We start from the raw sequence: 24,104 nt of genomic DNA, 5'->3' as shown, positions 1-24,104 counted from the left end.
CGTCGCTGTCGCCTCGAACGGGGGTTTCGTCACCCTTTTTACCGGCGGCACGAAGTGTCCGATATGAGCGAGAGCGACAAGTATCCCGAGGAATCGGGACGCCGTCGGTTCGTGAAAGGGGTCGTCGGAGGGGCGGCCCTCGCGGGCGTCGGCGCGACAGGGGCTACCGCCATCAACACCGCGACGTCCTCCACCGGTGCCGGTGGTGGGACCACGGAGGCGATGGCCATCGAGAACATCGCGGGTCCCGCCCCGCGCGGGATGCCGCAGATACCCATCGAAATCGACGACGAGGGGTACATCAAGGGCGTCTGGCCGGAGGTCAAGACCGTCGAGGAGGGCGGCGTCTCCGTCCAAATCGCCGAGACGGAGAACTACAAGGGGACCGACGTCACCTACTCCTCGGAGTGGTTCCAGTACTGCGGCGTCGAGTCCTACGCGGGCCTCAGCCCCGACTACGACAGCGACAACTACTTCGTCGTCGGTTCGAACCCCGGCTACGAGTGGATGTCGGACCTCTCGCAGGGCGACCGCCTCAACATCAGCATGTTCGAGGACTACCAGTCGTGGGGCAACGGCATCGGCCAGTCCGGCCTCGGGAAACCCGCGACGGGAACGTGGCGCTCTCAGGACGCCGAGGACACCATCCCGATTCAGGTCATCCGCTCGGAGAAGATAAAGCAGATGGCGCAGAACAACCCGTGGCTCGAAGCGTCCACCCAAGAGGGGTTCATCGCGTGGCTGAACAAGTGCACGCACTTCTGCTGCGTCCCCGGCTACAAGCAGAGCGAAGACGCCGCCAAGTTCGACGCCGCGGACGACGTGTACTGTCAGTGCCACCAGTCGGTTTACGACCCCTACAGCATCGTTCAGACGCTGTTCGTCGCCCGTCCGCGTCCGGAGTAAGCGCCTCGCCCGCGCCGAACCGGACCGGGCTTCGCACGACGTAGACAGCCCGCGGTCTCTCGTTCTCGCTTCGTTCGTTCCACGTTCGTTATATGACGCGCCGGCGAACGTCGGCCCATGGCTCCGTCCGTTCCCCCGTCGGCCCGTCGTTCGCGCCTCGACGCACTCGCTTCGCGCGTCGAGACGACCGGCGACCGACCGACGCTCGCGGTCGAGTCGCCGTACGACGCGCGGACGCTCGGGTCCGTTCCCGCCTGCGCGCCCGACGACGTCGAGTCGGCGTTCGCCCGCGCCCGCGAGGCCAAAGCGGAGTGGGCAGACCGACCCCTCGGCGACCGAATCGCGGTGTTCGACCGGTTCCACGACCGCCTCCTCGACGAGAAGGCCGACGTGTTGGACCTCGCGCAGGCCGAGACGGGGAAGTCCCGACTCGACGCCCACGAGGAACTCGTGGACGTCGCCGACACGGCCCGGTACTACGCGAACCACGCCGCCGAGTACCTCGCCAGTCGGCGGCGGAGCGGCGCGGTACTCCTCCTCACGCGGACCGTCGAACACCGCCACCCCGTCGGCGTCGTCGGCGTGATATCGCCGTGGAACTACCCCATCACGCTCGCCGTCTCCGACGCGATCCCCGCCCTGTTGGCGGGGAACGCCGCAGTGCTGAAACCCGACGAGGCGACGCCCTTCACCGCCCTCCGCCTCGCGGAACTCCTCGTCGAGTCCGGACTGCCCGCCGACCTCCTCCCCGTCGTGACGGGCCGCGGCCCCGAACTCGGCGAGACGGTGGTCGCTGAGTCCGACCACGTCTGCTTCACCGGCAGCACCGAGGTGGGTCGCACCGTCGCCGAGAACGCCGGGCGGCACCTCACGGGCTGTTCGCTCGAACTCGGCGGGAAGAACCCCCTCTTGGTCCTCGCCGACGCCGACGTGGACGCCGCCGCCCGCGGTGCCGCCCGCGGGTGCTTCGCGAACGCGGGGCAGCTCTGCATCTCCGCCGAACGGGTGTACGTCGATTCCTCGGTCCGCGAGGCGTTCCTCGACGCGTTCGTCCGCGAGGCGCGGCGGTTGTCGCTCGGCGCGAGTTACGACTACGACGCGGATATTGGCTCTCTCGCCTCCGAGGCGCAACTGGAGAAGGTGCAGTCGCACGTCGAGGACGCCAGAGAGAAGGGCGCGACGGTCCTGACGGGCGGTCGCCGCCGCCCCGACGTGGGACCGTACGCCTACGAGCCGACCGTGCTGACCGGCGTGACGCCGGAGATGACGCTCTCCGGCGAGGAGACGTTCGGCCCCGTCGCCGCCGTCTACGAGGCGTCGGGCATCGCCGACGCCGTCGAACGCGCGAACGAGGGACCGTACGGCCTGACGGCGAGCGTCTGGTCGGCGGACACGGCGCGGGCCGAACAGGCCGCCGCCCGAATCGAGGCGGGGTCGGTGAGCATCAACGACGCCTACGCGGCGGCGTGGGCGTCGCTCGACGCGCCGATGGGCGGGACGGGCGACTCCGGCCTCGGCCGCAGGCACGGCGAGGAAGGGATGGTTCGGTTCACCGAGGCCCAGACCGTCGCCACCCAGCGCGGGGGGCCCATCGTCCGCCCCGAGGGCGTGCCGAGACGCCTCTGGGCCGGGCTGATGGAGGCGAACGCCCGCGTCTTGAAGTGGCTCACCTCGCTCACCCGCCGCTGACCGGCGGGAACAGCGCCAACTCGTCGCCGTCGGCGACGGGGTCGGAGAACTCCGCGGCGCTCCCGTTCCGCAGGAGGTTCACGTGCTCTTTCAGCTGCCCGTCCTCGTCGAGAACTCGGTCGCCGAGGCCGTCCCGGTCGTCGAGGAGTGCGTCGAGCGCGTCGCGCACCGTGGCGTCCGAGGAGACGCGAACGTCCGTCGTTCGGTCGCCCGCCGCCTCCGCGAGGTCCGCGAACATCTTCCAGCGCACCGTAGTCATGGTAGTACCTCTCCCGGGCGGGAAAATGAGGGTTGCGCCCGCGGCCGAACGGTCGGGGGTCCGCCGGCGCGGGAGCGGAGTCGGTCAGTCGTCCGCCGCGGGGGCGTCCGCCGCCGACCCCGCCGTTGCCGCGGCCCGGCGGGAGACGCGTCGAATCGCCTCCGGTCTGGCGACGACGTAGAGCACGTCCCCCGGGCCGAGCGACCGGGAGCGCGACGGAATCGCCTCGACCGTCCCCTCTGCGGGCTTGACGGCGACGACGGTGGCGTCGGTGTCCCTGAGCGTCAGTCCGTCGAGTTCGCTCCCCGCCTCGACGGCGACGGACTCCATCGTCTCGTCGGCGGCGCGGAGGAGCGACCCGAACTCGCGTTCCGCGCCGGGTTCGTTCGGGAGCGTGAGGATGCGGTATGACTCCTCGGGGTCCAACTCGGCGGCGTCCCGTTCGTCTAAGACGACGGTGGCCACGTCGCCCGCGGCGGCGCGGAGTTCCGCCGTCGCCGCCCGTTCGGGCGTCCCGTCGTCCCCGACGCGCCACAGTTGGACGGCGTCGCCCGCACTCGCCCCGGCACCGGGGTCCGCGCGGACCGCAACCGCCGCCGTCCCCGGTGCCAGCGTCGGCCCGATGCCCGCGGCGCGGCGGCCGACGGCGAGGTAGGCGACGGTGCCGCCCTTCGCCAGTTCCACGTCCACGTGCCCGACGCCGTAGTCCGTCTTCAGACGCTCCGTGAACCGTTCGATCAGTTCGCCGTCGCGGAGGCGGCGGGGGAAGAGCAGCGTCTTGCCCGTCAGCGCCTCCTTGCGGTCCTCGGTGACGGGTTCGTACCCGTCGATATCGCCGATGTCGGCGGCCGACTCGGGGAGTTGGATGCCGCGGACGCGGCCGACCGTGCGGACGAGTCGGCTCACCTCCGCGTCGATTTCGCGCGCGCCGGCGACGGCGAATACGTCGGTGGCGATGCGGTCGCCTATCGCGAGTCCCGTCGGCGCGACGAGGACGGCCAGCCCGAGTGCGGCCACGTTCATCGCCATCGTCGTCGGTTCGAACACCGCGGCCGCGGAGGCGGCCGGGTCCGTCGCGGCCCTGAACAGGCCGACCGCCTGCCGCGGGACGGCGACGGCGGACCCCGCGAACATCGCGGTTATCCACGCGGGGATGCGCTCTTTGGTGTACCAGCGATAGACCACCGCTATCGCGGCGGAGACGACCATGGCGAGCAGACCGAGGCCGAGTATCTCGCCGACGAGGAGCCCCAGTTCCGCGTCGATGCCGAAGTCTTCGAGGCCGAGTTGCGGGAGGGCGCTCACGCGACCACCTCGGCGAACGCGTTGAGGTCGGTGGCGCTTCCGACCGCGATCAGGTCGTCGCCCGCCTCGACCCGTTGCTCGCCGCGGGGGGCCAGCGACCACTTCCCGTCGCTCCGGACGGCCAGCACCGCCACGGAGAACTGGTCGCGGACGGTCGCCTCCCCGAGCGTCGAACCGTCCAGCGCGCCGCCCTCGCGCACGGTGAGTCGGCGGAAGCGCTTGCCCGCGCGGCGGAGCAGGTTGACGAGTTCGAACTCCCTGCGGACGCCGCGGGAGCGAACGACGAACCGGTCCACGTCGGCGGAGACGAGGCGGGTCGCGGCCTGCCGGTCGACGGCCAGCGTCGCGCGGCACTCCCCGCCCGCGGCGGTCGAAACCGTCTCCAGGGCGGGAACGCCGGCGTCGGCGTCGGCTCCGCCGTCGGAACGCAGTCCCGACGAGGTCTGCTCACGGGCGCTTTGCGCCCGTTCGCACGGTCCGCGGGACCCTTGGTCCCGCGCTACTCGCGACCCGCCGGGTCGCTCACCGCCGTCGGTGACGGCCGCGTCGTCGCTCGGTTTCGGGTCGGATTCCCTCGCCTCGTCGTCCGCGACGCCGAGCACCGTCGCGTCGAACTCGTCGCCGTCCGCGACCACCGTCACCTCGTCGCCGCGGGCGACCCCCGTCGGGACGAGTGCGGTCACCGACACCGCCCGCTTCCCGGTGGCGAGTCGCTTCGAGAGTCCGCTCATCGGCGGCGCGGCGGCGACCGTCGCCCGCGCCCGTTCGTCGAGCGTCACCGACACGTCCGCGAGGTCGAACTCCGTCCGGAGGCGGTCCGCGAACCGCGTCTCCAGTTCGTCGAGGGGGAGGTCGGCGGGGAACGGCCACTCGCCGGTCGAAATATCCTCCCGGAGGTCCGAAGAGAGCGGGGGGTACCCCTCCACGTCGGACACCTCGCCGACGACGGTGACGCGGACCTGCCCGTGGTTCCCGACCAACTCCACGACGTCGGCCGAGAGCGTTCGCGCGCTGAACCGGCCGAAGGAGAGTCGGCGCGGAATGTTCGCTCCCATCTTGTCCCCCTGCGCGTGCGCGTACAGCGTCGCCATCAACACGACGAGGAGGGCGACGGTGAGTCGCGCCTGGTTCTCGGACGCGGTGAGGGAGGGGTCCGCGAGGGCCAACAGGCCGCCGTTGAGGCCGGCGATGGCGACGCCGAGGCCCACGACCGCAAGACCGGGGATGGTGATGCCCGTGAAGTACCTGAAACCGAACCCCAGCGCCCACGCGATGAGGGCCGGAACGAACCCCGTGAGCGCCCCGAGATAGAGTCCGTAGAGCAGTTCGATGGGGAGTGACGCCATACGACGTACGAATTCCCCGGACTGATTACTGTTTCCGTATGCCCGGCGCGCCCGACGCGGCGGTTCGACGGCCTTTATAGCGGGGGACCGTCACGAAGGGACATGGCTCCCGAATGGGCGGGCAAGTACGCGCGGTGGGTGGGCACCCGCGCGTCGTTCGTCTCGACGCTGCTCGTCGGGATTCTGGCCGTCATCACCGGCCTCGCCAACATCGGCGCGGGATTCGGCGGCAGCGTCGTCGTCTTCGGCATCACCGTCCCCGGCGTCGTCCGCCAGATAACGGCGTTCACCGGGACCATCTCCGGGTTTCTGCTCCTCCTGAGCGCGTTCGGCCTCCGCCGCGGACTGCAGGCGGCGCTGTACGCCGTCCTCGCGCTCCTCCCGATTACGGTGGCGCAGTCGGTGCTGCAGTCCACCAACCGCTCGATTCCGCTGTTGACGCTCTCTGTCGTCACGTTCGTCCTCGTACTCCTCAACCGGAGGTCGTTCGACCGCGATCTGGACGTGACGACGACGCAAGTCGCGGCGCTGAGCGCCCTCGCCGGGTCGCAGGCGTACGGCACCATCGGGACGTTCACCCTCCGCGAAGAGCACTTCGACGGCGTCAACACCCTGCTGGACGCGTTCTACTTCTCGCTCGTCACGGGCAGCACCGTCGGCTACGGCGATATCACGCCGCGCACCGCCGTCGGCGAACTGTTCACGCTGTCGATGCTCGTGCTCACCGTCTCGTCGTTCGCGGCGGTGGCCGGCGTCGTCCTCTCTCCGCTCATCGAAACGCGACTCTCGAAGGCACTCGGACGCATGACCCAACAACAACTCGAACTCCTGGAGAACCACGTCCTCGTCCTCGGCTACGGGGACCTGACGGAACCGATACTCGAAGAGCTCTCCGGCCAGCGCACCGTCGTCGTCGTGACGCCGAACGAGGAACGCGCGCGCCGCCTCACCGAACGGGGGTACACCGCCCACACGGGCGACCCGAGCGACGAGCAGACCCAACGGACCGCGCGGATAGAGACGGCGGCGGCCGTCGTCACCGCGACGAACAACGACGCCGAGGACGCCCTCGCCATCCTGACGGCGCGGGAACTCAACCCCGACGTGACCATCGTCGCGGCGGTGACCCAACGCGAGAACGCGGACAAACTGAAGCGGGCCGGCGCGGACACCGTCATCAGCCCCATCTCGCTCGGGGCGCACTTCCTCGCGGAGTCCGCACTCGGCGGCGAGAACGTCGAGGAACTCGAACGCCGCCTGTTGGGCGACGCCTCGGCTGACACGGACGGCGGGTCGAACGCGCCGTCGGAGTGAACGGCCCGACGGGAGGGGTGTTCGGTTACGGGTTCCCGCGGTTGAACACCGCCACGTCGCAGTCGGCTTCGTGGATGCGCCGGAACGTGGGCGGCGAGACGAACCGCGACGCCGCCGACCGTTCGTGGCTTGACCCGATGACCAACAGGTCGTAGCCCGCGGCGTTGGCGCGGACGAACGACGACACGTCCGACCGCGACACCCGCGTCTCTATGGGTCCGTCCACCGTCTCGACGACGTTCGCGAGGCGACTCTCCGCGGCGCGACGCTCCATCTCGTTGGAGATGCACGTCGTGACGCTGACGATGCCGCCCCGGCGCGCGAGCCTCGTCGCGAAGTCTATCATCGCGTGGGCCGTGTCGCCCGGCCGCGCGATGAGGACGAGGATGCGCCGCCACCGCCGCGTCTCGGTCGTAGAGCGGAACGCGACGGCGTCCAACGGACCGCCGAATACGCCGCGGACGTAGTTCGAGAGCACCCCGCGGTCCTCCTCGTACGGCGTCACCACGAGGTCGCAGTTGGCGTTCTCGGCGGTTTCGAGCGTCGTCGGAACCGCCTCCCCGGCCGCGACCACGACTTCGCAGGGGACGCCGACGCGCGTCCGTATCTCGGAGGCGCACGACTCCAGTCGCTCTATCGCCTCGTCGGCCTCCCGCGACCGGAGGTCCTCCTCTTTCGTCGGTCCGGCGGCGTCCAACTCGTCGCCCTCGCCGCCGTCCGTCTCCGCCGAGTCGTCCCCCTCCGCGACCCGTTCCGGCGGTACGATGTCGAGGAGGACGACCTTTCCGGCCTCGTGGGCGGCGGCGAGGCGCGCGCCGAACATCGCCGCCGCTCTGGCCGTCTCGCCCCGCATCGGCACCAGCACGTGGTCGTCGCCGTGGACCGTCTCGTAGAGGTACCGCGCGCGCTTCTCGTAGAACCGCGACCGCCAGACGAGGAAGACGAGGGCGACGATGGACGACGACAGGAAGATGCTCACCACGTACGACGCGGGGTCCACCTCCCGCGAGACGAGGGTGAGAAGCGCCGTCGAGAACGCCGACGGCACCTCCACGTCGGCGACCCACGTCACGACGCCGGTGAGCAAGACGGCGAGGGCGGCGCTCTCGGGGTGGACGAGCGTGCCGTTCGTCGGCCCGTACAGCAGTCGCCCCGCCTCGAAGGCCGCCAGACCGCAGAGCGCCCCCGCCGTGAGGCCGGCGACGAACTTCTTCGGGTCCGCGTACCGGCCCTCGGGGTCGGAGAACAGGGTGTACGTCCCCGACGCGAGGGGCGGAAACAGGAGGAAGTAGAACTGGGGGACGACGTTCGAGAGGTAGGTGACGAACGCGATGAGGAGGGGGACGAGGACGACGACGATGAGGTGAAGCAGGTTGTTCGTGTTCTGCACCCACCGGCGGAACTCCGACGCCTCTCGTCGCTCGAACCGCCGCAGTCGGCCGACGAGGACCGAGAGCCGCGAGAGGAGGTGCCGGAGGCGACTCATCCTACGCGAGCGTCGTCACCGCGTCGAGCGTGAGCGAGATGGCGCGTTCGACGTTGTTCTTCGCCTTCTCGGGGAGTTCCTCGTCGGAGTCCGCGCCCTTCTGGGTCCCCTCGACGAGGTTCCCGTCCACCGTGCAGATGGCCCCGGCGCGCATCCCCTTGCGGCGCGCGAGGGCGAACACCGTCGCCGCCTCCATCTCAATGGCCAGCAGGTTCGCGTCCTCCCAGTCCTCGACGAACTCGTCGGACTCGTTGTAGAACGCGTCGTCGGAGACGATGGGGCCGACGTGGACGTCCTCGTCGTTGGCCTCGGCGGAATCGACGAGGGCCGTCAGCACCTCGTAGTCCGGCACGGCCGGGTAGACGGCGGACTCGTAGCGCTTCGAGGTGCCCTCCTCCTTGGCTGCGCCGGTGGCCACTATCATGTCGCCGATTTCGATGCCTCGCTGAAGCGCGCCGATGGTGCCGACGCGGATCACGGTGTCGACGCCGACGCGCGACAGTTCCTCGATGGCGATGGCGGCGGACGGACAGCCGATACCCGTCGAACAGATGGTGAGCGGGACGCCCTCGTACGTCGCGTTCACTATCTTGTACTCGCGGTTCGCCGAGACTTCCTCGACGTCCTCGCACTGGGCGGCGATTCGGTCCACGCGCCCCGGGTCGCCCGGGACGAGTGCGATGTCGTTGACGTCTCCCTCCGACACGAGCAGATGGGGCTGTTTTGCCATACTGCCGTCGTCTCGTGTCTGGGTCAAAAGCGCCGCGGTCCGGGACTCCGCGAGGCGCGGTTTCGGGGGACGGAGGGACGTTCCTCCGCCGCGGGGTCACGCTCGAACGGCGATAGTGGTCCGTTAGGGTGAGTTTAATCGAATCTAACGTGTGGTCGGGTTCGATTACCGGTTCGTATCTTGTAGGTAACTAACTGGGTTCCCCCCAGAGGTGTACGTGGCCGTCGGGCACCATCCGCGGCCGTCGGACGATGGAGTCGGCGGTGGAACGCCCCCCTCGTTTCACCCCCTCGCCGCTCCGCAGAACGGTGCGGCGGTTTCCGTCGGTGCGGCGAGTGCGACTCGGACTGCGGTCGGCAACGGGTCACCCTCGACCCGTCCCCCACCCTCACGTCCCTTCCCGCCTCCGTGGTCCGGGCCGCGTCCCGCGGATGGGCGCGACGGCACACCCGTTCCCCCTCTCGAACATGGACGCTCCGTGTCGCGGCATCGGTCGCGTCTCGCGCGCCGCGACTCCCCCGAAATTCCCCCTTTTCCGTCCCCTCGTCCGCGACGCTCGGCGGTTCGAACCTCACAGTCTGAACCGTTCGGTTCGAACCGCGCGGCTCAGACCGCGGCCGTCAGGAACGGCGCGACGAGGACGAACCCCGCGCCGAAGACGAGCGACGACCGGAGCCACTGGCCGCAGACGGCCGTCGAGCGCTCCTCGTAGATCGACCGCCCGGCGCGCGGGAGGACGAGGTGGGCGAAGAACGAGTAGATGAACAGGACGACGCCGACGACGGCGACGACGTGCGGGACGACGCCGACGCGGCCCACGACCGGTCCCACGGGGAGGAGAAGCGCCAACACCAGATAGAGCAACGCGTACAGCGTCCCCGCGAGGACCCCCACCGCGTGGTGGACGACGTTCGCGCCGAGGAATCCCACGTCCTCGGGCGAGATGCGCAGGAGGACGGCGGCGGCGACGTAGGCGGGGGTGAACCCCTCCTCCTGTCGGACCATCGCAACGTCCATGGCGAACGACGCCACGAGACCCGCGAGCGCACACAGAGCGACGAAGAGCGGTGCCTCGCCGGGGTCGAACAGGCCGACGACGGCGAGGGCGACGGGGTGCATTCGTCCGAACGAGGCGACGGCGGCAGATAAGGGCACGGTTCCGTTCCGGCCGCTCTCGCCCTCAGTCGCCGAGGAACGAGCGAACCCGCTCGCGGGAGAGGCTCCCCTGCGAACCGGGGGAACAGGAGACTATCGCGCCGCACGCGTTCGCCACCGCGAGGGCGCGTTCGAAGTCCGCGCCGTCGGTCAACGCGGAGAGGAACCCCGCGGCGAAGGCGTCGCCCGCGCCGGTGGTGTCCACCGCGTCGATGGGGTAGCCCGGGTGTGCGGTTCTGCCGTCGTCGTGTCGCACCTCCGCGCCGTCGGGGCCGTGTTTGATGACGAGGGTCTGCTCGTCCAACTCGAAGGCGTCCAGCGCCAACCCGGCCTCGCGGTCGTTGAGAAACAGGTAATCGACGGTCGAGATGGCCGTCGAGTAGGCTCGCTCGCCGATGCGCCGTCCGGGGTCGAAACTGACGGGGACGCCGGCGTCCCGCGCCCGTCGCGCGAGTTCCGTCGCCGTCTCGGGTCGCTGACTCGTGAGGTGGAGGTGGTCGGCGCGTTCCAGTTCGGCCGCCGGCAGGTCGTCGGCGTCGAACGCCTCGTTCGCGCCGGCACAGCCCAGAACGATCACCTCGCCGCTGGGTTCGACGACGATGTGCTTCGTCGCCGTCTCGCCGCCGGGGACGGTGACGACGTTCTCGCAGTTCACGCCCGCGGCGGCGAGGTCCTCGCGGGCCGTCCGGCCGTGGTCGTCGTCGCCGACGCTCCCGAGGAGCGACGCCTCCTCGTCGAGTTCGGCGAGTCCGCGGGCGACGTTGGAGGCGCTTCCGCCGCCCGACGCGCCCCGGGACTCGACGGACGCCTCGCCGTCGGGTTCGGGGAGGGCGTCGACGCGAAACAGCACGTCCCAGTTCACGTGACCGGCGCAGACGATGCGGGACATCTGCCGATGGGTCGCCCGCCGCGCGTAAAAACGCTCGCGTCGGTGGGAGCGACGCGGAACGACCGTCACCTCGCGCACCCGCGCCCGCGTCGGGACTCGGGGGCCGCCGGGCCTCAGGCGACGGTGAAGAGAAGCAGGTTGTGCGCGCCGGGGCCGAGGCCCACGGCCGCGACGAACCCGAGGAGGAGGAACCCCTCGGTGGGGTCCTCGCGCACGTAGTCGGCGAACAGGGAGACGACGCCGCAGACGACGGCGAGTTTCACGAGGACGAACAGCCACCCCCCGCCGAGGTACGGGTCCGTCGGGAGTCCGTGGGCGAACTCGATGATGAACCGCGAGAGCGGCGTTCGCTCGCCGAAGCCGAGGAGGTCCACCCCGACGGCGGTGGAGACGGCGTCGAGGCTGTGACCGAAGACGGCGAGGCCGCCCACCGCGCCCGTCGCCGCCGCGGGCGGGTACGCGCGGACGAGAACCTCCCACGCGGCGGCGGCGACGACGACGGAGGCGGCCAGTCCGATTACGGGGACGGACGGCGAGAGCGTCCCGCGCGACGCGCCGGCGAGGAGGACCGCCGCCGACGCCGCGAGGGCGAGACCCCCGCCGACGCCGCCGAGGACGCGGGCCGCGGAGTCGTCACCGTCCGCCTCGTCCTCACCGCCGAAGCGCGCGTCCGCGGCCACCCACGTCGCCACGCCGAGGATTGCCACCGTGACGTAGACGGCGGGTGTGCCCGCGAGGGGGCGGACGACGCCGGGGAGCGAATCGAGGACGTAGAGGACGTGCAGCGCCGACCCCAGAACCATCCACGGCGCGAACGCGAGGATGCGGCGGGGCGTCACCGCCGGGCGTCGCCGGTACGCCTCGCGTCCGACCTCCGCCGCCGCCACGAAGAGGAGAGCGAGGTACGTCGGCGGCGGGAGCGAGAACCCTTCCGGAAGTATCGCCATGGCGGGAGGGCGCGGGGGCGGCGTGAAAGCCTTACGGAAGGTCGCCGAAAGCGTCGTATGGTCTCCGACGGCGACGACTCCCCGACCGAAGTCGAATCCAGCCTCCCCGAGTTCAGTCCCGGGTAGGCGGTGCTCTTCATGCTCCTCGGAAGCCTGGCGACGCTCGTCGTCCTCGTCGCCCTCGGCGCGCTATCGGCCGAGTTCGTGCAGTCCGCGGTGGTTCCCCTCGGCGCGTTCGCGATCGGGGTCGCCGTCGTCTGGTGGGTGCTAGAAACCCTCGGCGGGCGGTGAGCGGCCCCGCTCCGGCGAGTCGGCGCGCTTTTGACCCGCCGAGTCGTCGCCTCGCGCATGGACCGAACGGAGTTCGCCGCCCGCATCGACCACACCGTCCTCGGCCCGGAGACGACGCCCGACGACGTGAAACGGGTGTTAGACGAGGCCGACGAGTACGGGATGAACGCCTGCATCCCGCCGTGTTACGTCGCCGAGGCCGACGCGTACGCGCCGGACGTGACGCTTGCGACCGTTATCGGCTTCCCCCACGGCCAGCACTCGACGGCCGCGAAGCGCGAAGAGGCGGTGGACGCGTGGCGAAAGGGGGCCGACGAACTCGACGTGGTCGTCAACGTCGGCCGACTGAAGGCCGGCGAGGACGACGCCGTGAGAGAGGACATCGCCGAAGTCGTCGCCGCCGTGCCGATTCCGGTGAAGGTCATCATCGAGACGGCCCTCCTGACCGACGGGGAGAAGCGCCGCGCCTGCGAGGCGGCCGTCGAAGCCGACGCCGACTTCGTGAAGACCTCCACGGGGTTCGCCGACGGCGGAGCCACCGCGGAGGACGTGGAACTGATGGCCGAGTACCTCCCCGTGAAGGCGAGCGGCGGCGTCGGATCCTACGAGGAGGCGACGGCGATGTTCGAGGCGGGCGCGGAGCGAATCGGCGCGTCGTCGGGCGTCGAAATCGTCTCGGGACACCCCGACTTCTGACGCTCCGTCCGGTTACTCATTCGAGCGCGTAGATGCGCGACTCTGCGCCTTCCGCCGAACCCGAGCGTCGGCGACCCGTAGACGCCGCCGTCGAGTTCGCGTTCCCACGCGACGTCGCCCGACGCGGCGTCGAACGCGCGAACTCGGTGGGCGCGGTACCGTCGGGCGCGTAGTTGGCGTTCGCGGCGTCGTGACCGAACGACCGCCACGAGGGGTCGTCGCCGGCCTCCGACGCCGCTTCGTCGCCGCCGGCCGAGAGACAGCCGGAAACCGCACACAGAGACGGCGCTCCGCCCGCGCGGAGCACGTCTCGTCTGGAAACCGTGGAGGGCATCTGACTCGTATCACCACGGCCGAAGTAGATCTCTTCTGTAACGTCTCCCCTTCTCGGCCGTCGGGCCGTACCGTCGCGCTTTTGGCCGCCGAGGCGATATCTCACGACGACCGAATGGCCCGATACCACATCGAGACGTACGGCTGCACCTCGAACCGCGGCGAGAGCCGCGCCATCGAGAGCGCGCTCCGCGACGCGGGCCACTACCGCGTGGACGGACCCGAGGAGGCCGACGTCGCCATCATGAACACCTGTACGGTCGTGGAGAAGACGGAGCGGAACATGCTCCGCCGGGCCAAAGAGTTGGAGAAGGAGACGGCCGACCTCATCATCACCGGCTGTATGGCGCTCGCGCAGGGCGAGGAGTTCCGCGAGGAGGACGTGGACGCCCAGATTCTCCACTGGGACGACGTGCCGACGGCCGTCACGAACGGCGAGTGTCCGACGCCCGGCCCCGGCGTCGAACCCGTCTTGGACGGCGTCGTCGGCATCCTCCCCATCGCCCGGGGCTGCATGTCGAACTGCTCGTACTGCATCACGAAGTTCGCCACCGGTCGCGTCGACTCGCCGTCCGTCGAGGAGAACGTCGAGAAGGCCCGCGCCCTCGTTCACGCCGGCGCGAAGGAGATCCGCATCACCGGCCAGGACACCGGCGTCTACGGCTGGGATGAGGGCGACCGGAAGCTGCCCGAACTGCTGGACCGCATCTGCTCGGAGATAGACGGCGACTTCCGCGTCCGCCTCGGCATGGCGAACCCCGGCGGCGTCCACGGCATCCACGAGGAACTCGTCGAGGTGTTCGCCGAACACGAGACGTTGTACAACTTCATCCACCTGCCCGTCCAGTCGGGTTCGGACACGGTGCTGGAGGACATGCGCCGCCAGCACCGCGTGGACAAGTTCGTCGAGATAGTCGAGACGTTCGACCGGAAGTTGGAGTACTGGACGCTCTCGACGGACTTCATCGTCGGCTTCCCCACCGAGACGGACGCCGACCACGCCCAGAGCATGGCGCTGTTCAAGGAAGTCCGCCCGGAGAAGGTGAACATCACGCGCTTCTCGAAGCGTCCCGGCACGGACGCCGCCGAGATGAAGGGCCTCGGCGGCACCGTCAAGAAGGAGCGCTCGAAGGAGATGTCCGAGTTGAAGATGGACGTCGTCGCCGAGGCGTACGAGGCGATGGTCGGCGAGACGCACGAGGTGATGGTCGTCGAGGAGGGCACCGGGGACTCCGTGAAGTGCCGCGACGAGGCGTACCGACAGATCATCGTCCAGAACGCCTCGGAGCGCGGCGTCGAACCCGGCGACTTCCTCGACGTCGAGGTGACGAGCCACCAGACGGTGTACGCGTTCGGGGAACCCGTCTGAGCGGTTCGGCGTTCCGGCTCAGAGGAGGAACGTCCCGAGGAAGCCGACGGCCGTCGCCAGCGTGACGGACGGCCCCGCCTGTCGGTAGGCGTCGGGGTAGATTTCGCCCGCGAGCGACGCCAGAATCGCGCCGCCGGCGAACGCTCGGACGCCCCCGAGCCAGAACTTCGGCAGGGGCGGGATGTACCAGTAGCCGAGTAGCACCGACCCGCCGACGACGAGTGCCGTGACGGCCCACGCGGCGAACGTCTTTCCCTCGCCGCGGTGTTCGGACATGTTCTTCCCGGACATCATCGACTGAGAGCCGTTGGTGACGACCAACGCGAACAGGAACGCCATCGCGCCCGAGACGTTGCCGACAAGGAGCGACCCCATCGCCGCGTTCTCGGGGACGCCGTCCGTCGTGACGCTGGCCCACAGCCCCCACCCCTGCTCTTCGGACTCGTCGTCCGACATCCGGTCGATGAGGATGTCGAGGCCGCCGAACGTGCCGACGCCGAGGAGGAAAAAGCCCGACGCGGTCCACTTGCCGATGTTCTCCACCGCCGGGTCGTACAGTTCGAACGCCAACGAGACGACGAGCGACCCGCCGCCGACGGCGAGGAGTATCGCCTGCCACCGCTCGTTCGGTTCGGCCCAGACGCCGACGGACGACCCGACGACGAGCGAGACGGCCGAGAAGACGGCGTAGAACCACGGATTGGAGAGCAACCCCCCGAGGAGGTTCCCCGAGTTCGATGCCTGAGCGGCGACTGCCCCGGAGAGTGTGCGGGTCACTGCCACGGATTAATGTAGTCGGAGCGAACCTTTGTCCGTTTCTGCCGACGAGGTGACCGCTCGCTCGTCCGCCACGTCGCCAAACGCGGGCTGGCGGGCGGGCGAGACGCGTTACGATCCGTTCACGTCGAGGACCACTTTCCCGGTGAGGCCGCCCTCCTCGACCATCTCGTGGGCCTCGGCCACGTCTTCCAGCGGTAGCACCGAGTCGATGACCGGTTCGAGTTGGCCGCGTTCGGCGAGGCGGCGCAGGCCGTCGAGGTAGTGGCGGGCGCGTTCCAGGAAGAGGAGGTGGACGGTGAAGTTCTTCTGGTAGGCCGCGCCCCACTCGCCCTCGGGTTCGAGGATGGTTATCATCCGGCCGTGCGGCCGCGTGACCGCTGCGCTCTCGGCCAACGTGTCGCCGCCGACGGTGGTGAACACCGCGTCCGCGGGTTCGTCGAACTCCGAGTCCATCACCTCGGCGAAGTCCTCGGACTCGTAATCGACGGCGCGCGCCGCGCCGAGTTCCTCCGTCTGTTCGACCGTCTTCGGACTCGCCGTGGCGACGACCTGCGCGCCCGCGGCGTCGGCGATTTGGACCGCGTGCGCGCCGACGCCGCCCGCGCCGTGAATCAGCACCGTCTCGCCCGCGCCCACGTCGCCGCGGGTGACCATCGCCTCCCACGCGGTGCCGCCCGCGAGGGGGAGGGCCGCCGCCTCGGTGTGCGAGAGGTTCTCCGGCTTCCGGGCGACGATGGACTCGTCGGCGGTGTGGTACTCCGCGTAACTGCCCCGTTCGCCGAATATCTCCGGCGTGTAGAACACCTCGTCGCCGGGTTCGAAGTCGGTCACCGACTCGCCCACCTCCTCGACGACGCCCGAGACGTCGTAGCCGATGACCGTCGGCGGCGAGATGCCGGCCCACGACCCGGCCTGCCGAATCTTCGTGTCCACCGGGTTGACCGACGAGGCGTGCACCGCCACGAGAACCTCGGTCGGTTCGGGCGACGGTTTCTCCACGTCGCGCCGTTCGAAGACGTCGGTGCCGCCGAAGTCCGTGATGACCATCGCGTCCATGCGCGAAGGGACGGCCGGGACTCGGGTAAGCGGTTGGGCCGAAACCGGTCGAGACGGGTCGAACGTCCGCTTCGTTGAGGGTTAGCGCCGTCGGGCGCGCCGCCCGCACTCGACGCATCGGTACTCCGCGCGCCACCCGCCGCCGGTGACGAAGCGCCTCTCGTAGGCGTCTCGCGCGCCGCACTCGGGGCAGACGTCGGGGAGGTCGGAGTCGTCCACGCTCACTCCGTCCGGCGGAACATCCCGCGGGAAGCGGGGGCGGTCGGTTCGAAGCCCCACCGCTCGTAGAAGCCGTCCACGTCGGCGAAGAGGTTCACGTAGGCGTTCGGCGGCGCTTCGCGGTCGAGGTAGGCGACGAGTTCGTCCATCATCGCGGTGCCGAGTCCCCGGCCTTGGTGGGCGGGGTGAACGGCCATGTCCGCGATTTGGTAGACGGTCCCGCCGTCCCCGACGATGCGTGCCATCCCCACCGTCTCGCCGTCGTAGCGGACGCTGACGCCGAAAATCGTGTTGGGCAGGCCCGCCCGCGCGCCCTCGACGCTCCGGGGGGCCATCCCCGCCGCCTCGCGGAGTGCGCAGAACGTCTCGGGGTCGGGGACTTCGCGGACCAGTCCGTAGGCGTCGTCCATGTCCCCGCGGACGCTGGCGGGCGAGAAGTGAATTGTCATCCGCCGTGACCGCCGAAACCGCCAACGCTTTTCCGTTCGACCGCAGACTCCAGTCCGATGGACGACACGCCCGGTCCAGACGTTCCCGTCTACGTCCGCGATTTCCTCCAGACGGTCGCCGCGGTGCTTCTCGTCGGTCTCCTCCTGTTCGGGGCGACCGGCGTGTGGCCCCCGATGGTCGCAGTCGAGAGCCCGAGCATGGAACCGCACATGACGAAGGGCGACCTCGTCGTCGTGACGGAGGCCGACCGCTTCGCCGCCCCCGCCGCCGACGAACACGGCGTCGTCACGGTCGAGTCCTCGCGGGGGTACGCTCGGTTCGCGGAACCGGGCGACGTGATCGTCTACGACGCGCCGCAAATCCCGGGGTCGCCGATAATCCACCGGGCGCGCTTCCACGTATCGGCCGGCGAGAACTGGTACGACAGGGCGAACCCCGACTACCTCCCGGCGGGCGCGGACGACTGCGAGGAACTGGTGAACTGCCCGGCCCCCCACGGCGGGTACATCACGAAGGGTGACAACAACGAGATGTACGACCAAGTGACCGGCATCGCGGACGAGGCCGGCCCCGTCCGCGCGGAGTGGGTCGTCGCCAAGGCGCAGGTCCGCGTGCCGTACCTCGGCTACGTCCGCCTCCTCCTCTCGGGGAAGGCCTGAATCGCGCGTCCGCGCGGTCCGGCGGAAATCCTCACGTTCGGTATCCGTCCAACGCCCAGTCGTACCGCTCCGCGAACTCCGCCGGGTCGGCGCGGAATGCCTCCCGCACGGCGGCGACTCCCTCGCTCCGTTCGAGTTCGTCGAGGAGGGCGCAGCCGACCCGGTAGGGTAGTCTCGACCCGCCGAACAGGTGAGACGCCAACTCGTCGGTCGGGACCGACTCCTGGCGGAGTCGTTCGCGGAACGAGTCGTACTCCCCGACGAGGGTTCGGAGCCGTTCGGGGTCGGAGAGCGCGGCGTAGTCGTCGCAGATGGCGTGCTCCTCGACGCCGACGGCACCGTCCGACCGACGGAGTTCGAGCGGCGCGTACGTCGCGAACGCCTCGGTGTGGAAGACGGTGTTCCAGACGGCCCGCTGGTTCTCGGACTCCAACGGCCGGGGTCCGAGCCCGTCGAGCGAGGCGTGCTCTCGTTCGTAGAGGACGTGAGAACTCTCGTGGACGCCCGCGTAGAGCAGTTGGCGCGGTCGTCGGTGGAACAGCGGTTCGTTCAGGTCGACGTAAGCCCCGCTTCGGACGCCGATTCCGGTTTCGTAGCCGACGCCGAGATGGAGCGTCACGTCGGAGATGTCCGCGTTCGGGGCGACGCGCCGGAGCTGTCGTTCGATCTGCGCGGTCCACTCGCGTTCCCGGGAGCGGACCCGGTCGATAAGCCGTACGATCTCCGTTCTGTTCTCCGAGAGGTTTCCGAGACCCGAGAAGGCCGTCCGTTCGCCGTCGACCGCATCGGAGAGGTCGTCGCGGGTCAACTCCCGCCCGAGGACGGTCGCGTGTTCTCTGGCGACCCCGTATCCGGGGTGATTCCAGACTCGGTCGAGCGACGCCTCCCCGTCGACGTACGAGAGGAACCGCTCGGCGGCGGACCAATCGATCTGCACGTCCTCCACCTCACGACCGGCGGTCTAATCGGTTCGGGTCGGGGGTTCGCCCGCCCGCGGCGGGTCACTTCTCCGTCGCCGACGACCTCGGTCGCCGGGCGTTCGTCTGCGCCTCCTCCGTCGCGGTTCTGAACCGCGCGAGTCTGTCGGCCTCCTCGTCCTCCTTCCACTCGCCGAGTTCCTTCGGGTCCACGTGGACGAACACGTCGTCGACGTCGGGCATCTCGCGGATGGACGAGACCACCTCCGACTCGATGTCGTGGGCCTCGAAGAGGGTCATGTCGCCCTCGACTTCGATGTGGAGGCTCACGTCTATCTCCGGGCCGACGTAGTGCGCCACCACGTCGTGCGCGCCGCGGACTTCGGAGTGCGAGAGCGCGCGTCCGAGAATCTCGGCGCGCAGTTCCTCCGGCGGCGCCGCGCCGACGAGGTAGTTCAGGTTGTCGCGGACGATCTCGTACCCGGTGTAGAGGATGCCCAGGGAGACGACGCCGGCGGCGACGGGGTCGAGGACGGGCAGGCCGACGCCCGCGCCGACGACGCCCGCGAGAGCCGCCACGGCGGTGAGGATGTCGTTTCGGTTGTCCTTCGCCGTGGCGACGATGGCCGGCGACCGGCGGTCCTCGCCGACGGAGAGGCAGTAGCGGTAGAGGGCGTACTTCACGGCGGCGGTGACGAGGAGCACCGCGATGCCGGCGAGACCGGCGCTCCGCCCGTACGTCCCGTTCAGAACGGTCGTGGTGGCGTTCCAGAGGACGCCCGCGCCCGCCGCGAAGACGCCGAGGGCGACGAAGAGGGCGACGAACGGTTCGATTCGCTCGTGACCGTGGGGGTGTTCGAAGTCGGGCGGTTGGGTGGTGAGGTACAACCCGGCGACGACGATGACGCTGTAGGCGGCGTCGGCGAGACTGTTGACCGCCTCGGACCCGACGGCGAGACTCCCCGTCGCCCACCAGACGGCCCCCTTCGCGAGTACGAGAGCGAGGTTGACCGCCAACACGACGAGTCCCACCCGCCGAATCACGTCCTTCCGGGTCCCCTCCATCGGTGGGGACTACTCGTCGGAGGGCAAAATCGCTTCGGACGGACCGCCGTACCGGACTCCGCCGGTCACTCCGTCGCCGTCTCGAACGAGAGGCGGACCGCGGCGTCGGCGTCACCGGTCGGGCCGTCGCCGTCGTCCCCGTCGTCTCCGTCGCCCCCACCTCCGTCCGCCGCGTCGAGGCCGGAGAACGCCTCGTGGAGGCGGTCGTACGTGTCGTCGAGGGCCTCGACCAGCACCTTGGTGTCCCCGACGACGGGCATGAAGTTGGTGTCGCCGTTCCACCGCGGGACGACGTGGGTGTGGAGGTGGTCGTCGATGGACCCGCCCGACGCGCCGCCGCCGAGGTTCTCGCCGACGTTGGCGGCGTCGGGACCCATCGCGGCGTCGAACGCCGAAAGCGTCGCGGCCTTCAGTTTCGCGTGGTCCAACAGTTCCGCGTCGGTCAGGTCGCCCCACTCGCCCGTGTGGCGGTACGGGATGACCATCGCGTGGCCGGGGTTGTACGGGTAGTTGTTCAGGAGGACGAACGTGTGGTCGCTTCGCGCGACGACGCGACTCTCCCTGTCGTCGTCGCGTTCGGGGAGGACGCAGAACGGACATCCTTCGGACTCCTCGTCGTCGTCCCGTTCGACCCACTCGATGCGCCACGGCGCGAACAACTGGTCCATGAACGACCCGTGGAAACGCGTCCGCTTAGTGTCGGCGGAAACGCGACTGTGACGCTCGTTGACTCGTGGCTAGGTTCATGCCGCGTCCCGCCGTACGTCCCGCGATGGCAGTCAGTCCCGACCCGTCCGAACGAACCGAACCGTGCGACCACTGCGGCCGGGAGACCCCTCACCGGGTTCGGGTGGAACTGCGCGCGGAGAACAGAGACCCCGAACGCGCCGCGTACTCCCGCGAACCGTACCGAATCTCCGTCTGCGCGACGTGCGGCGCGGAGGAAGTGACCCGGATGAACAACGCGTGACTGCCGCGAACGTCTCACCACCGCGGCGCACTCGAATACTCTCCTCGTCAACGGAACGGTAGAATCGAAGACCAAGTGACCGCCAGCGCGGACGCGTTGGCGTCGAACTCCAGCGAACTGCTGGACGTCCTCGACCGGTTCGTGGTGGACGACTCCGACGCGTACGACGTGGAGACGACCGCGGCGGCCGACGCCTACGGGGACGCGACGGGCGGCCCCCTCCCCGGCGACGACTGAACGCCGACTCGTTTTTCGAGAAAGAGCGACCGAGACGACTACTCGGTGAGGATCTCGCAGCCGTCTTCCGTGACGATAACGGTGTGCTCCGCCTGACTCACGAGCGTTCCGTCGTCCTCCTTCAGGACGGGGTAGCCGTGGAGGACGCCCTGCTGTTCGAGGCGGCGGATGGCCATCTCCGCGCGGGGGGAGTCTATCCACCGCGAGGCGAACGGGAGCGTCTTGTACTCCTCGGTCACCTGTTCGAGGACCTGCCGCGCCGCGCGATTCCGAACCGACCGGTCGCGTTCGAGGCTGTAAATCTCCTCTTTGGACCCCTCGCTCACCTTGCCGCGGCCGTCGGTGGCGAACGGTTCGATGGCCACCACGTCACCGACTTCGAGTTCGACACCGCGTTCCGTGCCGCGGTTGGGGATGTTCGGCCCGGTGTGGGCGTCCCACTGGGCGACGCCGTGCCCCGAGAGGTTGAGCACGGGCGTGTAGCCGTACCCGCGGATGACGTCCTCTATCTCCGCGCCGACTTCGCCCGTCTCCGCGCCGGGTTCGACGGCCTCTAGCGCCGCGTCGAGGGCTTCCTCGGCCGCCTCGACCAGTTCGTCGTTGCCCGAGAGGTCCACCGTCACCGCGGCGTCGGCGATGTAGCCGTCCACGTGGACGCCGCAGTCAAGACACACCATGTCCTCGCCGAACTCGGTGTCGTCGTCGCGGCCCGGACTCGCGTGCGACGCCTCCTCGTTCACGCTGATGTTGACGGGGAAGGCGCACCCGTCGGCGAGTTCGTAGATTCGTTCCTCCGCGAACTCGGCGACTTCGAGGTGTTTCGCGCCGGGTTCGACCTTCTCGGCCGCCTCGTCTAACACCTGTCGCAGAACGCGCCCCGCCTCGCGGTACTTCTCGACCGTCTCGTCGTCGAGGGGTCCGATACTCATGCCCGCGCCTTCGCGTGACCGTCTGAAAGAGGTTGCGGACGCCGCGCCGTCGGGTGTTCGGGGTGGTATCGAGGGGCAGTGCGGGCCCGTCCGCCGGCACTCCGCCGCCGACGCGGATGTCTATATACGCCACCCTCAGTCTCCTAGTAACCGTTTATACGCGTCCGGGCGTGGTCTGAGAGAGTCAGATGGCCGAACCTACCTTCGACGACTCCGTGCCGCACCGCCGCGTCGATATCGACCGGTGGGAGGGGGTGTACGTCGTCGGCGACGTACACGGGTGTCGGGCGGAACTCGAACGCCTCCTCGATACGCTCGGCGTGACCGACGACGACCTCGTGGTGTTCGTCGGCGACTTAGTTCGAAAAGGGCCGGACAGCGCGGGCGTCGTCTCCCTCGTCCGCGGGTCGGAGAACATGCTGACGGTCCGCGGGAACAACGAGGAGAAACTCGTTCGGGGGGACAAGCGCCTGCCCGAACTGAGCGACGAGCAGATGGCGTGGATTCGGGACCTCCCGGTCGCTCTCTCGTGGGAGGGGACGCTCGTCGTCCACGGCGGCGTGGACCCGCGGACGACCCTCGCGGACCACACCGTAGACGAGTTAGAGACCAACCGGTCGCTGTCAGACGGGAGCTACGAACGGCCGTTCTGGTGGGAGGAGTACGCCGGCCCCGAACGGGTGTTCTTCGGCCACACGGTGCTGGCGGAACCGGTCGTCCGCGAGTACGCCGTCGGCCTCGACACCGGGTGCGTCTACGGCGGCGAACTCACCGCCTACGACTGGCGGAACGACGAGTTCGTCGCCGTCGAGTCCGAGGAGACGGTCGAAGAGCGGAGCGACTCGAAGATAGTGTCGCCGCGGCCCGCCGCCTCGCACTCCGACTGACCCGGCGGACGCGGAGCGCTCACGGACGGATTTTATCACCCGGCGGAGCGAGGGTGGGGACATGACCGACGGCGACTTCGAGGGCTACGGCGGACGGCACGTCCCCGACGCGCTGAAAGACGCGCTCGAACGACTCGCGGCGGCGTACGACGAGGTTTCGGACACCGACGAGTTCCGCTCGGACCTCCGCGGGTTGCTGGAGACGTTCGCGGGGCGGCCGACGCCGCTGTATCACGCGCGCAACCTCAGCGACCGCTACGGCGCGGACATCTACCTCAAGCGGGAGGACCTGCTCCACGGCGGCGCGCACAAGATAAACAACACGCTCGGACAGGCGCTACTGGCGAAGAAAGCGGGCAGAGAGCGCCTCATCGCCGAAACCGGCGCGGGGCAACACGGCACGGCGACGGCGATGGTCGGCGCGCTTCTGAACCTCGACACGGAGATATACATGGGGAAGAAGGACGCCGAGCGCCAGCGGATGAACGTCTTCCGGATGCGGTTGATGGGCGCGGAGGTGAACGAGGTGACTCGCGGTGGCGCGGGGTTGGCCGACGCCGTCGACGCAGCGTTGGAGGACTTCGCGCGGAACATCGACGACACCCACTACCTCGTCGGGAGCGTCGTCGGCCCGGACCCGTTCCCCCGGATGGTCCGGGACTTCCAGAGCGTCATCGGCAGGGAGGCGCGCGAACAGTTCCTCGACCGGACCGGCGAACTCCCGGACGCCGCGGTGGCCTGCGTCGGCGGCGGGTCGAACGCCATCGGCCTGTTCCACGCGTTCCGCGACGACCCGGTCGACTTCTACGGCGCGGAGGGCGGCGGCGAGGGGGCGGACTCGAAGCGCCACGCCGCCCCCCTCGCGAAGGGGCGAGACGACGTCATCCACGGGATGCGAACCCGCGTCATCGACGACGACGTGGAGGTGCACTCCGTCTCCGCCGGACTCGACTACCCCGGCGTCGGCCCGGAACACGCGATGTTCCGAGCGATCGGTCGCGCCGAGTACACGGGCGTCACCGACGACGAGGCCCTCGCGGCGTTCCGCGAACTCGCGGAGACGGAGGGCATCATCCCCGCCCTCGAATCGAGTCACGCGGTGGCCCGGGCCATCGAACTCGCCGAGTTGGGCGACCACGAGACGATTCTCGTCAACCTCTCGGGCCGCGGCGACAAGGACATGGAAACCGCCGCGGAGCGGTTCGACCTGTAGGCGCGCC

At 69.6% G+C, this 24,104-nt stretch carries 28 protein-coding genes; 11 read left to right on the top strand and 17 right to left on the bottom strand.

Going from position 1 to position 24,104, the window contains the following annotated elements:
• The first annotated feature begins 63 nt into the window (after positions 1-63).
• Both ACFQEV_RS05460 and ACFQEV_RS05455 read left to right on the top strand, forming a co-directional pair.
• Positions 64-906 carry a ubiquinol-cytochrome c reductase iron-sulfur subunit gene (locus tag ACFQEV_RS05460; RefSeq protein WP_379693384.1) on the top strand — a complete coding sequence of 281 codons (843 nt, stop codon included), beginning with the start codon at positions 64-66 and terminating at the stop codon, positions 904-906.
• A 117-nt stretch (positions 907-1,023) separates the two neighbouring features.
• Positions 1,024-2,595: a succinic semialdehyde dehydrogenase gene (locus tag ACFQEV_RS05455; protein ID WP_379693381.1), complete on the top strand. Its 1,572-nt coding sequence runs from the start codon at positions 1,024-1,026 to the stop codon at positions 2,593-2,595.
• Here ACFQEV_RS05455 and ACFQEV_RS05450 read toward each other — a convergent pair.
• The 3 genes from ACFQEV_RS05450 to ACFQEV_RS05440 all read right to left on the bottom strand — a co-directional run bounded on the left by ACFQEV_RS05450 (position 2,582) and on the right by ACFQEV_RS05440 (position 5,505).
• Entirely contained in the window at positions 2,582-2,845 is a 264-nt protein-coding gene (locus ACFQEV_RS05450) for a ubiquitin-like small modifier protein 1 (protein ID WP_379694545.1), read from the bottom strand. The two genes, ACFQEV_RS05455 and ACFQEV_RS05450, sit on opposite strands and share 14 nt — an antisense overlap.
• 93 nt (positions 2,846-2,938) lie before the next feature.
• Positions 2,939-4,159 (bottom strand): DUF8167 domain-containing protein, encoded by a 1,221-nt coding sequence (locus ACFQEV_RS05445; protein WP_379693379.1) that lies wholly within the window; start codon positions 4,157-4,159, stop codon positions 2,939-2,941.
• On the bottom strand, positions 4,156-5,505 hold the full coding sequence (locus ACFQEV_RS05440) for a potassium channel family protein (protein ID WP_379693377.1): 1,350 nt from the start codon (positions 5,503-5,505) through the stop codon (positions 4,156-4,158). Before ACFQEV_RS05440 ends, ACFQEV_RS05445 begins: the two co-directional genes overlap by 4 nt.
• 102 nt (positions 5,506-5,607) lie before the next feature.
• Here ACFQEV_RS05440 and ACFQEV_RS05435 point away from each other — a divergent pair, with 102 nt between their 5' ends.
• A complete protein-coding gene (locus ACFQEV_RS05435) occupies positions 5,608-6,819 on the top strand; it encodes an NAD-binding protein (RefSeq protein WP_379693374.1) in 1,212 nt (403 codons plus the stop codon).
• 25 nt (positions 6,820-6,844) lie between these two features.
• Here ACFQEV_RS05435 and ACFQEV_RS05430 read toward each other — a convergent pair whose 3' ends face one another.
• The 5 genes from ACFQEV_RS05430 to ACFQEV_RS05410 form a co-directional block, all read right to left on the bottom strand.
• Positions 6,845-8,305 carry a universal stress protein gene (locus tag ACFQEV_RS05430; RefSeq protein WP_379693372.1) on the bottom strand — a complete coding sequence of 487 codons (1,461 nt, stop codon included), beginning with the start codon at positions 8,303-8,305 and terminating at the stop codon, positions 6,845-6,847.
• Position 8,306: 1 nt separating this feature from the next.
• Entirely contained in the window at positions 8,307-9,035 is a 729-nt protein-coding gene (locus ACFQEV_RS05425) for a nucleoside phosphorylase (protein ID WP_379693369.1), read from the bottom strand.
• A 606-nt stretch (positions 9,036-9,641) separates the two neighbouring features.
• Entirely contained in the window at positions 9,642-10,154 is a 513-nt protein-coding gene (locus ACFQEV_RS05420) for a hypothetical protein (protein WP_379693366.1), read from the bottom strand.
• Positions 10,155-10,215: 61 nt separating this feature from the next.
• The gene (locus ACFQEV_RS05415) at positions 10,216-11,079 is read right to left on the bottom strand and encodes an ATP-dependent ribose-1-phosphate kinase (RefSeq protein WP_379693364.1); all 864 of its coding nucleotides are present in this window, start codon (positions 11,077-11,079) and stop codon (positions 10,216-10,218) included.
• A 113-nt stretch (positions 11,080-11,192) separates the two neighbouring features.
• Positions 11,193-12,026: a DUF63 family protein gene (locus ACFQEV_RS05410; RefSeq protein ID WP_379693361.1), complete on the bottom strand. Its 834-nt coding sequence runs from the start codon at positions 12,024-12,026 to the stop codon at positions 11,193-11,195.
• A gap of 138 nt (positions 12,027-12,164) precedes the next feature.
• Here ACFQEV_RS05410 and ACFQEV_RS05405 point away from each other — a divergent pair, with 138 nt between their 5' ends.
• A complete protein-coding gene (locus ACFQEV_RS05405; RefSeq protein ID WP_379693358.1) occupies positions 12,165-12,317 on the top strand; it encodes a hypothetical protein in 153 nt (50 codons plus the stop codon).
• Between the two features lie 57 nt (positions 12,318-12,374).
• On the top strand, positions 12,375-13,013 hold the full coding sequence (deoC, locus tag ACFQEV_RS05400) for a deoxyribose-phosphate aldolase (protein WP_379693355.1): 639 nt from the start codon (positions 12,375-12,377) through the stop codon (positions 13,011-13,013).
• 16 nt (positions 13,014-13,029) lie between these two features.
• Here deoC and ACFQEV_RS19885 read toward each other — a convergent pair whose 3' ends face one another.
• Positions 13,030-13,347, bottom strand: a complete 318-nt coding sequence (locus ACFQEV_RS19885) for a hypothetical protein (protein ID WP_464391800.1) — start codon at positions 13,345-13,347, stop codon at positions 13,030-13,032.
• 114 nt (positions 13,348-13,461) lie between these two features.
• Here ACFQEV_RS19885 and ACFQEV_RS05390 point away from each other — a divergent pair, with 114 nt between their 5' ends.
• Positions 13,462-14,715, top strand: coding sequence for a tRNA (N(6)-L-threonylcarbamoyladenosine(37)-C(2))-methylthiotransferase (locus tag ACFQEV_RS05390; protein ID WP_379693350.1), 1,254 nt, complete (start codon positions 13,462-13,464; stop codon positions 14,713-14,715).
• Positions 14,716-14,733: 18 nt separating this feature from the next.
• Here ACFQEV_RS05390 and ACFQEV_RS05385 read toward each other — a convergent pair whose 3' ends face one another.
• The 4 genes from ACFQEV_RS05385 to ACFQEV_RS05370 form a co-directional block, all read right to left on the bottom strand.
• Complete coding sequence (locus ACFQEV_RS05385; protein ID WP_379693347.1) at positions 14,734-15,498, bottom strand: ZIP family metal transporter; 765 nt, start codon at positions 15,496-15,498, stop codon at positions 14,734-14,736.
• Between the two features lie 105 nt (positions 15,499-15,603).
• Positions 15,604-16,551 carry a zinc-binding dehydrogenase gene (locus ACFQEV_RS05380; protein ID WP_379693344.1) on the bottom strand — a complete coding sequence of 316 codons (948 nt, stop codon included), beginning with the start codon at positions 16,549-16,551 and terminating at the stop codon, positions 15,604-15,606.
• Between the two features lie 81 nt (positions 16,552-16,632).
• Positions 16,633-16,770, bottom strand: coding sequence for a hypothetical protein (locus tag ACFQEV_RS05375; RefSeq protein ID WP_379693341.1), 138 nt, complete (start codon positions 16,768-16,770; stop codon positions 16,633-16,635).
• A gap of 2 nt (positions 16,771-16,772) precedes the next feature.
• Complete coding sequence (locus tag ACFQEV_RS05370) at positions 16,773-17,180, bottom strand: GNAT family N-acetyltransferase (RefSeq protein WP_379694542.1); 408 nt, start codon at positions 17,178-17,180, stop codon at positions 16,773-16,775.
• 96 nt (positions 17,181-17,276) lie between these two features.
• Between ACFQEV_RS05370 and ACFQEV_RS05365 the strand changes: the two genes are divergently transcribed.
• Positions 17,277-17,879 carry a S26 family signal peptidase gene (locus ACFQEV_RS05365; RefSeq protein WP_379693339.1) on the top strand — a complete coding sequence of 201 codons (603 nt, stop codon included), beginning with the start codon at positions 17,277-17,279 and terminating at the stop codon, positions 17,877-17,879.
• Between the two features lie 31 nt (positions 17,880-17,910).
• On the opposite strand, the gene ACFQEV_RS05360 is transcribed toward ACFQEV_RS05365, so the two are convergent.
• The 3 genes from ACFQEV_RS05360 to ACFQEV_RS05350 form a co-directional block, all read right to left on the bottom strand.
• Complete coding sequence (locus ACFQEV_RS05360) at positions 17,911-18,816, bottom strand: hypothetical protein (protein WP_379693336.1); 906 nt, start codon at positions 18,814-18,816, stop codon at positions 17,911-17,913.
• A gap of 64 nt (positions 18,817-18,880) precedes the next feature.
• A complete protein-coding gene (locus ACFQEV_RS05355) occupies positions 18,881-19,861 on the bottom strand; it encodes a cation diffusion facilitator family transporter (RefSeq protein ID WP_379693333.1) in 981 nt (326 codons plus the stop codon).
• Between the two features lie 65 nt (positions 19,862-19,926).
• Positions 19,927-20,529 (bottom strand): HIT family protein, encoded by a 603-nt coding sequence (locus ACFQEV_RS05350; protein ID WP_379693330.1) that lies wholly within the window; start codon positions 20,527-20,529, stop codon positions 19,927-19,929.
• A gap of 104 nt (positions 20,530-20,633) precedes the next feature.
• On the opposite strand from ACFQEV_RS05350, the gene ACFQEV_RS05345 reads away from it, so the two are divergent.
• Both ACFQEV_RS05345 and ACFQEV_RS05340 read left to right on the top strand, forming a co-directional pair.
• Positions 20,634-20,831 carry a DUF7835 family putative zinc beta-ribbon protein gene (locus tag ACFQEV_RS05345; protein WP_379693327.1) on the top strand — a complete coding sequence of 66 codons (198 nt, stop codon included), beginning with the start codon at positions 20,634-20,636 and terminating at the stop codon, positions 20,829-20,831.
• A 75-nt stretch (positions 20,832-20,906) separates the two neighbouring features.
• The gene (locus ACFQEV_RS05340) at positions 20,907-21,068 is read left to right on the top strand and encodes a hypothetical protein (RefSeq protein ID WP_379693324.1); all 162 of its coding nucleotides are present in this window, start codon (positions 20,907-20,909) and stop codon (positions 21,066-21,068) included.
• Positions 21,069-21,106: 38 nt separating this feature from the next.
• Here ACFQEV_RS05340 and map read toward each other — a convergent pair whose 3' ends face one another.
• Positions 21,107-21,997 (bottom strand): type II methionyl aminopeptidase, encoded by an 891-nt coding sequence (gene map, locus ACFQEV_RS05335; RefSeq protein ID WP_379693321.1) that lies wholly within the window; start codon positions 21,995-21,997, stop codon positions 21,107-21,109.
• Between the two features lie 188 nt (positions 21,998-22,185).
• Here map and ACFQEV_RS05330 point away from each other — a divergent pair, with 188 nt between their 5' ends.
• Positions 22,186-22,884 (top strand): metallophosphoesterase family protein, encoded by a 699-nt coding sequence (locus ACFQEV_RS05330; RefSeq protein ID WP_379693318.1) that lies wholly within the window; start codon positions 22,186-22,188, stop codon positions 22,882-22,884.
• Between the two features lie 61 nt (positions 22,885-22,945).
• Positions 22,946-24,097 (top strand): tryptophan synthase subunit beta, encoded by a 1,152-nt coding sequence (trpB, locus tag ACFQEV_RS05325; RefSeq protein WP_379693315.1) that lies wholly within the window; start codon positions 22,946-22,948, stop codon positions 24,095-24,097.
• Positions 24,098-24,104: the final 7 nt, after the last annotated feature.

Origin of the sequence: Halopelagius fulvigenes (assembly GCF_042662625.1) — an archaeon.
Classification (GTDB): Archaea; Halobacteriota; Halobacteria; order Halobacteriales; family Haloferacaceae; genus Halopelagius; species Halopelagius fulvigenes.
Note: the sequence above shows the minus strand (reverse complement) of the source record. Positions and strands in the feature narration are given on the sequence as shown.